Genomic DNA, 13,474 nt, shown 5'->3' on the forward strand with positions numbered 1-13,474 from the left:
ACCCGGTCTGCGCACACGCCCCGTCACTCTGTACCCTGCACGCTAAAAAGATGCCACAGAGTCGATATTTTGCCGTTGTTACGCAGGCGCGGACACAATGCGCTTTTCAGGTGTCAAAGATCTATAGACAAGGCGCAAAGGAGACAGTAAATGGCTGATAAAAAAGCAACGCTAACCCTACCAGGCGAAGCTCCTATTGAACTTGATGTGCTGCAAGGCACGTTGGGCCAGGATGAGATAGATGTCCGCACCCTGGGAGCCAAAGGGTATTTCACCTTTGACCCAGGCTTCACTTCTACTGCGTCCTGCGAATCTAAAATCACCTATATTGATGGTGATGAAGGCATTCTGCTCCACCGTGGTTACCCTATCGATCAACTTGCCGTGCACTCCAACTATCTGGAAGTGTGCTACATCCTGCTGAACGGCGAAGCGCCAACCAAAGAGCAGTTTGAAGAGTTTAAAACTATCGTTACCCGTCATACCATGATCCACGAGCAGATCCATCATCTGTTCCGCGGTTTCCGTCGTGACTCGCATCCGATGGCAGTGATGTGCGGCGTGACCGGTGCGCTGGCTGCGTTTTACCATGACGCCATGGACGTGAACATTGAGCGTCACCGTGAAATTGCCGCGTTCCGTCTGCTGTCGAAAATGCCGACCGTGGCCGCAATGTGCTACAAATATTCCATTGGTCAGCCGTTCGTTTATCCACGTAATGACCTCTCCTACGCTGGTAATTTCCTGCATATGATGTTCTCCACCCCGTGTGAAGAGTATGTGGTGAACCCGATTCTGGAACGTGCGATGGATCGTATTCTGATCCTGCATGCGGACCATGAGCAGAATGCCTCCACCTCTACCGTGCGTACCGCAGGCTCTTCTGGTGCTAACCCGTTTGCCTGTATCGCTGCGGGGATCGCATCCCTGTGGGGACCGGCTCACGGCGGTGCCAACGAAGCTACCCTGCGTATGCTGGAAGAGATCAGCACCGTGGATCACATTCCTGAATTTGTGAAGCGTGCGAAAGATAAGAACGACTCGTTCCGCCTGATGGGCTTTGGTCACCGTGTTTATAAAAACCATGACCCGCGCGCCACCGTGATGCGTGAAACCTGTCATGAAGTGCTGAACGAACTGGGCATGAAGGACGATCTGCTGGAAGTGGCGATGCAGCTGGAAGATATCGCCCTGAACGACCCGTACTTTATCGAACGTAAGCTTTACCCTAACGTCGACTTCTACTCCGGCATTATTCTGAAAGCGATGGGCATCCCTTCTTCCATGTTTACGGTGATCTTCGCCATGGCGCGTACCGTAGGCTGGATTGCCCACTGGAAAGAGATGCATGATGACGGCATTAAAATTGCCCGTCCTCGCCAGCTTTATACCGGCTACGACAAGCGCGATTTTACTTCCAAAACTCAGTAACGATCGCTGCTCTCAACGAAAAAGCGCCGCTTCTGCGGCGCTTTTTTTATGGGGCAAACCAGAACCCGCCTCTCATTCTTAAAGCTGGCAACCGGGGCACCAGTAAAACGGCCGGGATGAGAGCGTGGTTTTCTCAATCACGCCGCCGCAACGTTCGCACTTCTCCCCTGCGCGGTGAAAAACCCTGAAGCGGAACAGTGCGCCATGGTGCTTATTCTCTTTACTCACGCCGCGCGTGTGATAGGAGAGCCGTGGCAGCGCTAACAGCGCTTCTGCCAGCAGCTCAATCTGCTCGCTGGAGAGATCCTGCGCCCGGTGCTGCGGCGCCAGCCCGGCCTGCCAGAGGATCTCCACCCGAAGATAGTTGCCTAAACCGGCCAGAAAAGCCTGATCCAGCAGCAGCGCGCTGAACTGCCGACGGCGGAAACGCGCCGAGAGCAGCCGCTCTTTCACCGCTTCGTTGGTGAGCGTCATATCCAGCACGTCCGGCCCGACCCGCAGCAGAAATGGATGAGCCGCCAACGTATCCCGATCCAGCAGCTCGATCTCTGAGGCGCTGTAAAGCAGGATGGTTTTATCCTCTGCCGCCAGACGCACGCGCAGAATACGACTGGTCGCGGGTTCAGATCCGCTTTTCACCACCCGCCACACCCCATACAGCTGGTTATGGCTGTAGAGCGTCAGGCCGTTAGAGAAGTGGGTCAGCATCGCTTTCCCCCGCGTTTCAATCGCCTCTATCCGCTCGCCAGTCAGCGCCTGTTCGTACGTTTTCATCTGCGGAAAGGCAAACCAGACGTCGGTCAGGGTTTTCCCTTTAATCGCTTTTTCTAACTTGTCCGCCGCGCGGCGAATTTCAGGTCCTTCTGGCATAATTACCTACTGGTTAGTGTGTGGCTCCGCCTTCCAGCCGGATATCCTGATCCACGGTCAGCGCAATACTCAGCGCCATCTCCAGCGCCAGGATCACCGTTGGGGCAGGCATACTGGCGGCACCGGGATGCTTTACTGCCTGCTCAGGCAGATAGGGGATATGAATAAATCCGCCGCGAATGGCATTCTTATGCTGCGCCAGGTAGTGCATTAACCCATACATCACATGGTTACAGACGTAAGTTCCCGCCGTTTGCGAAACCGACGCGGGAATGCCCGCTTCCCGGATCCCCTCCACAATCGCTTTGATCGGCAGCGTGGAGAAGTAGGCCGCCGGGCCGCCTTCTACAATGGGTTCATCAATCGGCTGGTTGCCCGCATTGTCGGGGATGCGGGCATCGTCAACGTTGATGCCAACGCGCTCAATGGTGACGTCGGTTCGCCCTCCCGCCTGTCCTACGGCGATCACCATTTCTGGCTCTACCTCTTCTATCGCGGCGTAAAGCGCCTCCAGCGAAGCGCCAAAGGCACAGGGTAACTGTTTCGCAACGATTTTCGCGCCGCACAGCATGCGCTCATGCAGATGGCTGACCGCCTCCCAGGAGGGGTTGATCTGCTCGCCACCAAAAGGCTCGAACGCGGTAATCAAAACGGTTTTCATCGCAGCCTCACAGGAACATCAGAAAATAGAGAAGGAAGATATTCGCTATTAACAATAGCACGCCGGTAGGCACCTGAGCCTTGATCACCGCGTTGCGGTCGGGCAACTCCAGCAGGGCTGCAGGCACAATATTGAAATTAGCTGCCATTGGCGTCATCAGCGTGCCGCAGTAGCCGGAGAACATGCCGATAGCCGCCATCACCGCCGGATTGCCGTGATGCTGCAGCACCAGGATCGGAATACCAATCCCGGCGGTGACGATTGGGAAGGCGGCAAAAGCGTTGCCCATCACCATGGTTAACAGCGCCATGCCGATGGCATAAGTGGCAACGGCGATAAACCGGTTATCAACCGCAAGATAAGTTTCGGTCAGATGGGAAATTGCCGTCCCTACCCCTGCGCTGGTAAACAGCAGGCCTAACGTTGCCAGGATTTGCGGCAGAATAAAGGCCCAGCCGATAGAGTCAAGCAGACGACGCGCTTCCTGCAACGATTGCGCCGGGCCTTCACGCGTCAGCTTCAGCGCTATCAACCATGCAATCACACAGCCCGTCATCATTGAGAAGAGCGTCACCAACGTGGAGTGATTACCTGCGCCAAATACGCTTTCCTGTAATCCCGGAATATTGTTAAACGCCAGCACGCCGATTACCGTGACCACGGGAATAGCCAGCGCGGGCAGGAAAAGCTTGTTGTGCAGGCGTTTCGCGCTCTCTTCCCGCTGCTCGCTGCTGCGTTGATGATAGGAGCCGAGCTTCACGCCGCCCAGCCCGGCGATCAGCGCCATTACCACTACCATAACGCCAACCACGATATGCAACGAGCGTGCGCCGAGCAGCGTTATCGCCCAGTCGCCAATAAAGAATACCAGGCCATAAAGCGCCCAGAACAGACCGGTAGTCAGGCGCCGCGGATTTGCCTTATCCCGCCATGACATGACCGCCACCACCAGCAGGATAACCCCGGCCAGCCAGAACAGATATTGTTGCTGGAACATTAGCGGCCTCCCTTCGCTTTCAACGCATCGTTATTCAGCGCAGCGAGTTCAGCAGCGATGGTTTTATCCAGGCGCCTCAGGCGCACGGCGTGGATTAAAAAGGCGCAAAGCGCGGTTGGAATGCCCCAGACGGCAATGTGCAGCGGTTCGGTCTGGATCCCGGCCGACTCCTGCATAAAGTTATGCATAAAGATGATTGCGCCAAAGGCGACGAAGATATCCTCGCCAAAAAAGAGGCCGACGTTATCGGTCGCGGCAGACATAGCCCGCAGGCGATGACGTACCTCAATAGGCAATTCGCCATAACGGTTTTCCGTGGCGCCCTCGGCCATTGGTGCCAGAAGCGGACGCACCATCTGCGGATGCCCGCCCAGGCTGGTCAATCCCATCGCGGCGGTGATCTCCCGCACAAACAGATAGACAATCAGCAGGCGCCCCGCCGTGGCGGTTTTAATCTGGGCAATCCACCCCTGTGCGCGCTCTTTCAGGCCGTGACGCTCCAGCAGGCCGATAACCGCCAGCGGCAGCAGCAGGATCAGCGGAAGGTTACGAGTATTGAGGAAACCGGACCCCAGCTTTTCCAGGATATCGCCCAGCGGCATATGGGCAGCCAGCCCGGTGATCAGGCCAGAGACGATCACTACCAGCACAGGGTTAAACCGGAGTAAAAACCCGATCACAATGGCGACAATGCCTGCCAGCGGCCACAAATTCACTGCACTTTCCATTCATCCTCCCGGGTATAAAGTCCTCCGGTATCTGCCGGAGGAGGTCATCGCGTTTTTACGCGTTATTGTTGCCTTAGCGGCTGGTCACCTGAATTTGATGCTGTTCAAAGGCTTTACGCAGCTGGGCAGCAAATGCCAGCGCATGCGCACCGTCACCATGTACGCAGACGGTTTCAGCCTTCACTTTTACCCACTCTCCGCTGAGGCTCTTCACCTGCCCCTGCTGGATCATACTCAACGTCTGACCGATCGCCTGCTCATCGCTCTCAACCAGCGCGCCGGGCTGCGATCGGGGCACCAGCGAACCATCGGCCTGATAGCCCCGGTCAGCAAAAACCTCTTCACGGGTTTGCAACCCCTGCGCCTGAGCGGCACGAATGGATTCGCTGTTCGCCAGCCCAACCAGCACCAGCTGTGGATCGACCGCTTTTACCGCACGGGCAATAGCGTCAGCCAGCTCCGGCTCCCGGGCGGACTGGTTATACAGCATGCCGTGCGGCTTCACGTGAACCAGTGTTCCGCCTTCGCTATGAGCAATCGCCTGGAGTGCGCCAATCTGATAAATCAGCTGCGCATAAATGGTTTCCGGGGGCAGTTGCATCTCTGTGCGGCCAAAGTTCTCCCGATCCGGGAAACTGGGATGAGCGCCAATCGCCACGCCAAACTCCAGCGCCCACAGCACACTTTGCCGCATGGTTTGCGCATCGCCAGCGTGGAAGCCGCAGGCGATATTGGCGGAAGAAACCAGCTGCAACAGCGCGCGATCGTTTTCACACCCTTCGCCCAGATCGGCATTCAAATCAATTTTCATGCTCTACTCCCCATGCCATTTGTTCTAAGGCAAGCTGCTGCTCGCGCTTAGCTTTCAGCGCTTCGTCTAACGTGCAGTAGACAAAATGAATCGGTTCACCGAGGCGGATTTGTGCAAGATGGTAGAGATCGGCTTCGATAACGCAGCCGATGCGCGGGTAGCCGCCGGTAGTCTGCGCATCCGCCATCAGCACAATGGGCTGTCCGTTTGGCGGCACCTGGATCACGCCGGGGATCAGCCCATGCGACAGCATTTCACGTTTGACCGTTCTGGTGAGCGGCCTGCCCTGTAAACGATAGCCCATGCGGTTACTTTGCGGATTGAGTTTCCAGCCGGTGCGCCAGAAGGCTTCGCGGCTTTCAAAACTGAACTCGTGAAATTCCGGCCCCATCATCACGCGAATACGGTTGCCAAAAAGCAGCTGACGAACGCCCACTGGCTTGGTGAAGGTTTTCAGCGGCGTCCCCTGAGGAAGCTGGTCGCCATCCTGCAGCAGGCGGCCTTCAAAACCGCCGAAGCCCGCTTTTGCATCGGTGCTGCAGGAACCCAGCATCGGCTCCAGGGCAAATCCGCCGTCCAGCGCCAGATAGCTGCGCATTCCACGCTGAGGCATTTTTAACGTCAGGCGCTGCCCCTTTTTCACCGCCGTTCGCCAGCCGGTCCAGACCGGCTGGTTATCAATCTCTGCACTGCACCCTGCCCCGGTCAGTGCTATCCAGCCGTCGCGGGAGAACTCAGCGCAAAACTGCCCCAGGGTAATTTCCAGCACCGCGCTGTTTTTGGCATTGCCCACCAGCAAATTTGCGGTCTCCATGGCGGGATGATCCAGCACACCGCTGAGCCCCACGCCATACTGACGCCAGCCGGTGCGCCCGGCATCCTGCAGCGTCGTCGCCATACCTGCACGAATGATTTTCAGCATATCCCCTCCTTTTGCGGCACAAAGCGGACGCTGTCGCCAGGTCTTAAGAAGGTGGGAGGCTGATGATGAGGATTGAACAGCGTGATATCCGTCTGGCCAATAAGCTGCCAGCCGCCAGGAGCGGTAAAGGGATAGACCCCGGTCTGGCTACCACCGATGCCAACCGAACCTGCAGGCACGGCAACGCGAGGCTCAGCGCGCCGCGGCGTATGCAGGCGATCGTCAAGACCTGCCATATAAGGGAAGCCGGGTTGGAAACCGATAAAATAGACCACGTAGTGCGCAGAAGCGTGCGCCTCTACCACCTGCCGGGGTGTCAGGCCGCTAAGCCGGGCCACCTCTTCTAAATCGGGTCCCGCCGCGCCGCCATAAATCACCGGGATCTCTACTTCGCGTGAGGTCATTTCCAGCGCCTCACTGCTCTCCCACCAGGAGTGCAACCACTCAATGGCATCAAGGGCCGTTTTCTGCGGATCGCTCAGCATCACGGTGATGTTATTCATCCCCGGCACTACTTCAATCACTTCCGGGTGGGCAGTCAGTCGTGCTGAAAGCCCCCAGATACGTTGCTGGGCGCTGAGCGTAACGGGGGGTTCAAGCTCAAGCACTACTGCGCGTTCACCTAACAGGTAACAACGAGCTCGTTGCAAAACGCTCCTCCTGACCTGAAATCAAGGCCATCTGAATGATCTGTAAGACAAACAGTTATGCTGAAATGTCAGGAAGGTGTCAACACTGTTGCAGGCGGTTTCACAACCGCCTGCTGAAAATCAGGCAGGATTAGGGATATCGATAAAGGTTACGTCGAGTTCGTAGTGCTCTGCGAGCCACTCTCCGAGCGCCTGAATACCGCAGCGTTCAGTGGCATGGTGACCAGCGGCAAAGAAGTGCAGGCCCTGCTCACGCGCGCTGTGAATGGTCTGTTCAGAAACCTCACCGGAGATAAACGCATCCACGCCAAAAGCGGCGGCGGCATCAATGTAGCCCTGACCACCGCCAGAACACCATGCGATGCGGCGAATAACCTTTGGCGCATTATCGCCACAGTGCAGCGGTTCACGCCCCAGGACCTGACCGATCCGCTGTGCCAGCTCTTCACCAGTCAGCGCATCGGTCAACTCACCCCACGGCAGCAGCTGTTCAATCTGCCCACGCACCTCTATACCCAGTAGCTTCGCCAGTTGCGCGTTGTTGCCCAGTTGCGGATGCGCATCCAGCGGCAGATGCCAGCCAAACATATTGATATCGTTAGCCAGCAGCGTTTTAAGGCGGTTGCGCTTCATGCCCCTGATGATGGCAGGTTCGTTTTTCCAGAAATAGCCGTGATGAACCAGCACTGCATCAGCTTCCAGACGGACAGCTTCATCCAGTAAAGCCTGAGAAGCGGTGACGCCAGTGATGATCTTCTTCACCTCAGCGCGTCCCTCTACCTGAAGCCCGTTGGGGCCATAGTCGCTGAAGGCGGCGCTATTTAACTGCTGATTCACAATCTCTTCAAGTTCTGTATTACGCATAACAATTCCCGGCGTGTTCGTGACCCCACAAGCCCGGCCGCTGTTATCGCGGCGGGCCGGCAGTAAATGTTACAGGCAACAATAGCAAAATTATTTGCGTGCTGCTTCAAACGCCGCAAGCGTACGTTTCCGCGCTTCTTTGTGATCCACAATTGGCGGCGGGTAATCCAGCGACCTCTGATTATTTTCTGCCCAGAGGTGAGGTTGATGAATATATTTTACCGGTACCTCTTTCAGCTCAGGCAGCCATTTACGAATGAATTCTCCCTCTTTGTCGAAACGTTCTCCCTGGGTGGTAGGGTTGAAGATGCGAAAATAGGGGGCGGAATCATTCCCGGTGGAGGCCGCCCATTGCCAGCCGCCATTGTTAGCGGCCAGATCGCCATCTATCAGTTGCGACATGAAATAGCGCTCCCCTTTCCGCCAGTCAATCAGCAGATCCTTGATCAGAAAGCTGGCCGTTATCATGCGCAGCCGGTTGTGCATCCAGCCTGTTGTATTTAGCTGGCGCATCGCTGCATCGACAATGGGATAACCCGTCCTGCCCTGCTGCCAGGCCTGCAGCCGCTTCTCGTCCTCCTGCCACTGCACCTTTTTGGTCCAGCTGATAAAAGGCTGGTTTTTACAGAGCTTCGGCCAGGCAACCAGCAGATGACGGTAGAAATCCCGCCAGATAAGTTCGTTCAGCCAGCTGTAGACGTTGCTGTCGTGGATTCCCTGCGGCTGCTCGGTGAGCAGACGGTGCAGGCACTGACGGGGCGACAATACTCCGGTCGCCAGATAAGCAGAGAGGCGGCTGGTGCCCTCCAGGGAGGGAAAGTCCCGGCTCTCTTTATAGTGCATCACCGGCTGCTGACAAAACTGCCTGAGCTGCTGTAGCCCCGCTTTTTCGCCTGCGGCAAACAATGTGTTGTCGAATTCATCGCAGGGATAGCTGAAGGGGGTAATGGCGGGAATGTCCGTTATCGGGCCATTCTCTCTGGCCCTGGGTGCGGGAACACACTCGGGCAATCCATCCTGAAGGCGTTTGATAAATGCCCGGCTAAATGGCGTGAAGACCTGATACATCTCACGGTTGCCGGTTAACAAACTGCCCGGTGGGAGCAGCAGGCTGTCATCAAAGCCCTGAGTAATGATACCCAGATCGTCCAGGGTTCTTTCCGCTGCGGCATCCCGCTCACGCTCGTTGACTTCATATTGATAGTTGTAGAACAGACGATCGACGTGATGCTGCTGACAAAAGTCCTTCAGCAGTTCAACAGAAGCGGCAAAATCGTGGCACTCAGCGGTATGCAGCGCAATGCCTTTATCGGCCAGCGTCTGCCGAAGCTCCAGCAGGCTCTGATAAATAAATGCTGCCTGCTTCGGGGCCATTGTATGCGCCTCCCACTGCCCCGGCGTGGCGATAAACAGCGCCAGCACCGTGGCATCGGCGTTGCGGCAGGCAGCATGCAGAGCGTAATTATCGTGGCTGCGCAGATCGTTGCGCAGCCAGACTAAATGGGTTGCCATGACTATTCCTGAATAAACTAATGTCCGTAACGCAGGCGCAGCGCTTCGGGATAGGGTTCAAAATAACGCTGCTGCGCCAGATAGGGATCGGGGAACTCGGCCATGTAGTGTTTCAACAGGGTCAGAGGCGCCAGCAGCGGCTGCAGGCCCTGACGATAATGCTCAATCAGCGAGGCCAGTTCCTGCCGCTGTTTGGAAGTCAGCTGCGGGCGGAAGTAGCCCTGCACATGCATCAGCACATTGGTGTGGTTGCCGCGGGTAGCCTGGTTCTTAAGAAGGTCCATCAACCGCTGGCGGTATTCAAAGGCGTAATCCTCAAGGGAGGCCCAGTCAGCCATTGCCGCCACAAAGCGCCCAATTTCGCGATATTCCGGTTGGGAATGGGCAAGCAGAGAGAGTTTGTAACGGCTGTGGAAAGCCATCAGCTTGCTGCGAGTAAGCCCACTGCGCCACATCTCGTTAAACTCATGCAGCGTGTAAATCCGCTCGACAAAGTTTTCGCGCAAAATGGGATCGTGCAGGCGACCATCCTCTTCAACGGGCAGCCACGGCATCTGCGCCATCAGCTCGCGGGTAAATATGCCCACGCCTTCTTTGCGATTGTTGTTATTGTCCGGCTGATAAACCCGCACGCGCTCCATGCCGCAGCTTGGGGATTTGGCACAAACGATGTAGCCACAAAGATGGTGAAGCGTGGCAATACGCTTTTCCGACCAGCTCTGCATTTCATCTGTAAGCGGCTCCCCTTTACCATTACTGAAGCAAAGCGCCGGCGTTCCCTCTTCTCTTTCAGTCAGGCGCAGTGCCGGTCGAGGCGTCGGTAAACCGATAGCCATCTCAGGGCAGGCAGGTTCATAGCGGATGTAAGGGGCGAGATCTTCTGCGGCGAAAGCGCAACGTTTATGGCCGCCATCAAAACGGACAGTATCGCCCAGTAAACAGGCGCTGATACCGACGGGAATTTTCTCGCTCATAGTTGTACAACCTCCAACTTCCTGTAGAGGTTTAAGTGTAGCTGAAAGTTCACTAATAAGCGCGATGTCTCTGAGGAAAGATCGACCTCAGGCGAAAAAAATCCCGCCTTAGCGGGATTTTTTAGTAGAAATCAGAGCCGACGGCTTCCGACTGCGCCAGCCAGACAGGCTGACTGCTGGTTTTCAGCCAGAAACGGTGCAGATAGCTGTAAAAACGGGCACGATCCCGACGAAACAGCATAAAAGGCAAGGCGAGCAAGCCGACCACCAGAACACCTGCGCGACGCAGGACGATTCGGGTTAACGAGTAATGCTGATAAAGATGCATACGTCCTCCGGGAAGCGAAATAATCGTTGAGTAATCTGAGCAAAATAATAGCGCTTACTGTGTAATTTTACTACTCATCCGACCACTAATTTGCTGAAAAAAAGCGCAGCCTGCCGGTTATAGCGTAATTAAGTTACAGAAAAGTTAATTTCAGCCTCAGCCTTAACAATTAATCAACGCCACCGCTCTTAAACTCCCCTGGCAAAAGCAGTAACAGGAATTATGAGGAGAAGGTTTGCAGCCAACAGGCGGCATATTTGATAAATTGAAACCTGTGTCTGAATCTCCGGGCTGGCAGTTCAACAGGATGAAAAGATAGCCGTGACCACTGTGCTGATCGTTGAAGATGAAAAAGAGATCCGCCGCTTTCTGCGTATTGCGCTGGAGGGAGAATCGCTGCGCGTGTTTGACGCCGAGACCCTGCAACGGGGCCTGATTGAGGCTGCCACACGCAAACCCGATCTGGTGATTCTGGATTTAGGTTTACCTGATGGCGATGGCAGCGAGTTTATCCGCGAAGTGCGCCAGTGGAGCGCCATGCCGGTTATTGTGCTGTCAGCCCGCAGCGACGAGCAGGATAAAATTGCCGCGCTGGATGCAGGCGCAGATGATTTTCTCACTAAACCGTTTGGCATCGGGGAGCTGATGGCCAGAGTCCGCGTGGCGCTGCGAAACCGCGACGCCTCCAATGCTGCCACGCCCAGAGAGATCACCTTTGGTGATGTCAGCGTGGATATTGCAGGCAGACGCGTGACTCGGGGTGGAACGGAGTTACATCTGACCCCTATTGAGTTCCGTTTACTGGTAAGCCTGTTGAATCATGCCGGTAAAGTCATGACCCAGCGCCAGCTGCTGAATCAGGTCTGGGGACCCAATGCGGTTGAGCACAGTCACTACCTGCGTATCTACATGGGCCATTTACGGCAAAAGCTGGAAGAAAAACCGGCACAACCCCGCCACTTGATCACAGAAACGGGCGTAGGCTACCGGTTTATGCCCTGAGCGGGCGAGAACGCATAAAAAAAGGCGCTGAATCAGCGCCTTGATAAGTATCGCAGCAATTATGCGTTTTTCAGCACTTCACTGACAATTTCTACTGCTTCTTTCTCAATCTTCTCGCGGTGTTCAGCACCGAGGAAGCTTTCACAGTAAATTTTGTAGGCGTCTTCGGTACCTGAAGGACGGGCAGCGAACCAGCCGTTCTCCGTCATCACTTTTAATCCGCCGATCGATGCGCCATTACCTGGTGCCGCAGTCAGACGTGCAGTGATCGGATCGCCCGCCAGCGTGTCAGCGCTTACCATCTCTGGTGAAAGCTTAGAGAGCGCCGCTTTTTGCGCGGAAGTCGCAGAAGCCTGCAAACGGTTATAGCTTGGTGCGCCAAAGCGTTCTGCCAGCTCGTCATAGTGCTGCTGTGGGTTTTTGCCCGTTACTGCGGTGATTTCCGCGGCCAGCAGGCACATGATGATGCCATCTTTATCGGTAGACCACGGCGTTCCGTCAAAGCGCAGGAAGGATGCGCCCGCACTCTCCTCGCCACCGAAACCGAAGCTGCCATCAAACAGACCATCGACAAACCACTTGAAGCCAACCGGAACTTCAACCAGCTTGCGGCCGATATCATTTACCACCCGGTCAATCATCGCGCTGGATACCAGCGTTTTACCGACGGCAACCTCTTTGCCCCACTGTGGCCGGTTCTGGAACAGGTAGTTGATAGCCACGGCCAGGTAATGGTTTGGATTCATCAGACCAGCCGGGGTAACAATACCGTGACGGTCATAATCGGGATCGTTAGCGAAAGCGAGATCGAATTTATCACGCAAAGCCAGCAGGCCAGCCATCGCGCTTTCTGATGAGCAATCCATACGGATTACGCCATCTTTATCGAGATGCATAAAGCGGAAGGTCTGATCCACTGAATCGTTAACGATGGTCAAATCCAGGTTATAGAACTCAGCGATACGCTGCCAGTAGGCAATACCGGAGCCGCCTAACGGATCTACCCCGATTTTCAGACCGGCTTTCTGAATGGCAGGAATATCAACAATCTGTGCCAGGCCTTCAATGTAGGGCTGGATCAAATCCTTTTCCTGCAGATGGCCACTTTCCCAGGCTTTATCCAGCGCGATGCGCTTCACACCTTTAAGGCCATCCTGGATCAACGCATTAGCACGGTCTTCCACCACTTTCGTGACGTTGGTATCGGCCGGGCCGCCGTTTGGCGGATTGTATTTGATACCGCCATCTTCTGGCGGATTATGTGAAGGGGTGATGACAATCCCGTCAGCCTGCGCGCCACCCGCTTTGTTGTGTTCAAGAATAGCGTTTGAAATTGCAGGAGTCGGCGTATACCCGTTGTCCAACTGTACGATAACATCCACGCCGTTAGCGGCCAGCACTTCCAGAACGGAAATAATGGCTGGCTCAGAGAGCGCGTGGGTATCTTTGCCTACGTAGCAAGGACCGGTGATGCCGTTCTTTTTGCGCTCTTCAGCAATTGCCTGAGCAATAGCCAGAATATGCGTCTCGTTGAAGCTCTGACGCCCTGCACTGCCGCGATGGCCAGATGTGCCGAATTTCACCGCATGCTCTGCGTTGCCCAGATCGGGCTGCAGGACATAATATTGTGACGTTAATTGTGCAACGTTAATCAAATCACTCTGCTGGGCTGGTTGCCCGGCACGGGGGTGATTGGCCATTGGCGATTCTCCCTGACGCTTCTT

Annotated in this window: 14 protein-coding genes; 2 read left to right on the forward strand and 12 right to left on the reverse strand. The window is 55.6% G+C overall.

Features of this window, described 5'->3' with window-relative positions; all coding sequences use genetic code 11:
- Positions 1 to 150: 150 nt before the first annotated feature.
- Complete coding sequence (locus Q3V30_RS15035; RefSeq protein ID WP_306206942.1) at positions 151 to 1,431, forward strand: citrate synthase; 1,281 nt, start codon at positions 151 to 153, stop codon at positions 1,429 to 1,431.
- Positions 1,432 to 1,509: 78 nt separating this feature from the next.
- Here Q3V30_RS15035 and nei read toward each other — a convergent pair whose 3' ends face one another.
- The 11 genes from nei to Q3V30_RS15090 form a co-directional block, all read right to left on the reverse strand.
- Positions 1,510 to 2,301, reverse strand: coding sequence for an endonuclease VIII (nei, locus tag Q3V30_RS15040; protein WP_306206944.1), 792 nt, complete (start codon positions 2,299 to 2,301; stop codon positions 1,510 to 1,512).
- Positions 2,302 to 2,314: 13 nt separating this feature from the next.
- Entirely contained in the window at positions 2,315 to 2,962 is a 648-nt protein-coding gene (gene pcp / locus Q3V30_RS15045) for a pyroglutamyl-peptidase I (RefSeq protein WP_306206946.1), read from the reverse strand.
- 7 nt (positions 2,963 to 2,969) lie between these two features.
- Positions 2,970 to 3,959, reverse strand: a complete 990-nt coding sequence (locus Q3V30_RS15050; RefSeq protein WP_306206949.1) for a DUF979 domain-containing protein — start codon at positions 3,957 to 3,959, stop codon at positions 2,970 to 2,972.
- Positions 3,959 to 4,687 carry a DUF969 domain-containing protein gene (locus tag Q3V30_RS15055; protein ID WP_306206951.1) on the reverse strand — a complete coding sequence of 243 codons (729 nt, stop codon included), beginning with the start codon at positions 4,685 to 4,687 and terminating at the stop codon, positions 3,959 to 3,961. Before Q3V30_RS15055 ends, Q3V30_RS15050 begins: the two co-directional genes overlap by 1 nt.
- 73 nt (positions 4,688 to 4,760) lie before the next feature.
- On the reverse strand, positions 4,761 to 5,498 hold the full coding sequence (gene pxpA / locus Q3V30_RS15060) for a 5-oxoprolinase subunit PxpA (RefSeq protein WP_306206953.1): 738 nt from the start codon (positions 5,496 to 5,498) through the stop codon (positions 4,761 to 4,763).
- Positions 5,488 to 6,420, reverse strand: coding sequence for a 5-oxoprolinase subunit PxpC (pxpC, locus tag Q3V30_RS15065; protein ID WP_306206954.1), 933 nt, complete (start codon positions 6,418 to 6,420; stop codon positions 5,488 to 5,490). The genes pxpA and pxpC overlap by 11 nt, the downstream gene beginning before the upstream one ends.
- Positions 6,414 to 7,070 carry a 5-oxoprolinase subunit PxpB gene (gene pxpB / locus Q3V30_RS15070; RefSeq protein ID WP_306206956.1) on the reverse strand — a complete coding sequence of 219 codons (657 nt, stop codon included), beginning with the start codon at positions 7,068 to 7,070 and terminating at the stop codon, positions 6,414 to 6,416. The genes pxpC and pxpB overlap by 7 nt, the downstream gene beginning before the upstream one ends.
- A gap of 120 nt (positions 7,071 to 7,190) precedes the next feature.
- Positions 7,191 to 7,934, reverse strand: a complete 744-nt coding sequence (locus Q3V30_RS15075) for a type 2 GTP cyclohydrolase I (RefSeq protein WP_306206958.1) — start codon at positions 7,932 to 7,934, stop codon at positions 7,191 to 7,193.
- Positions 7,935 to 8,024: 90 nt separating this feature from the next.
- A complete protein-coding gene (gene phrB / locus Q3V30_RS15080) occupies positions 8,025 to 9,446 on the reverse strand; it encodes a deoxyribodipyrimidine photo-lyase (protein WP_306206960.1) in 1,422 nt (473 codons plus the stop codon).
- A gap of 17 nt (positions 9,447 to 9,463) precedes the next feature.
- A complete protein-coding gene (locus Q3V30_RS15085) occupies positions 9,464 to 10,420 on the reverse strand; it encodes a YbgA family protein (protein WP_306206962.1) in 957 nt (318 codons plus the stop codon).
- 121 nt (positions 10,421 to 10,541) lie between these two features.
- Positions 10,542 to 10,748, reverse strand: coding sequence for a YbfA family protein (locus Q3V30_RS15090; protein ID WP_306206964.1), 207 nt, complete (start codon positions 10,746 to 10,748; stop codon positions 10,542 to 10,544).
- A gap of 321 nt (positions 10,749 to 11,069) precedes the next feature.
- Between Q3V30_RS15090 and kdpE the strand changes: the two genes are divergently transcribed.
- Positions 11,070 to 11,750 carry a two-component system response regulator KdpE gene (kdpE, locus tag Q3V30_RS15095; RefSeq protein ID WP_306206966.1) on the forward strand — a complete coding sequence of 227 codons (681 nt, stop codon included), beginning with the start codon at positions 11,070 to 11,072 and terminating at the stop codon, positions 11,748 to 11,750.
- A gap of 59 nt (positions 11,751 to 11,809) precedes the next feature.
- Here the strand turns inward: kdpE and pgm are convergent, their stop codons facing one another.
- Complete coding sequence (gene pgm, locus Q3V30_RS15100; RefSeq protein WP_306206968.1) at positions 11,810 to 13,450, reverse strand: phosphoglucomutase (alpha-D-glucose-1,6-bisphosphate-dependent); 1,641 nt, start codon at positions 13,448 to 13,450, stop codon at positions 11,810 to 11,812.
- Positions 13,451 to 13,474 lie beyond the last annotated feature (24 nt).

It is taken from the genome of Erwinia pyri (assembly GCF_030758455.1).
Classification (GTDB): domain Bacteria; phylum Pseudomonadota; class Gammaproteobacteria; order Enterobacterales; family Enterobacteriaceae; genus Erwinia; species Erwinia pyri.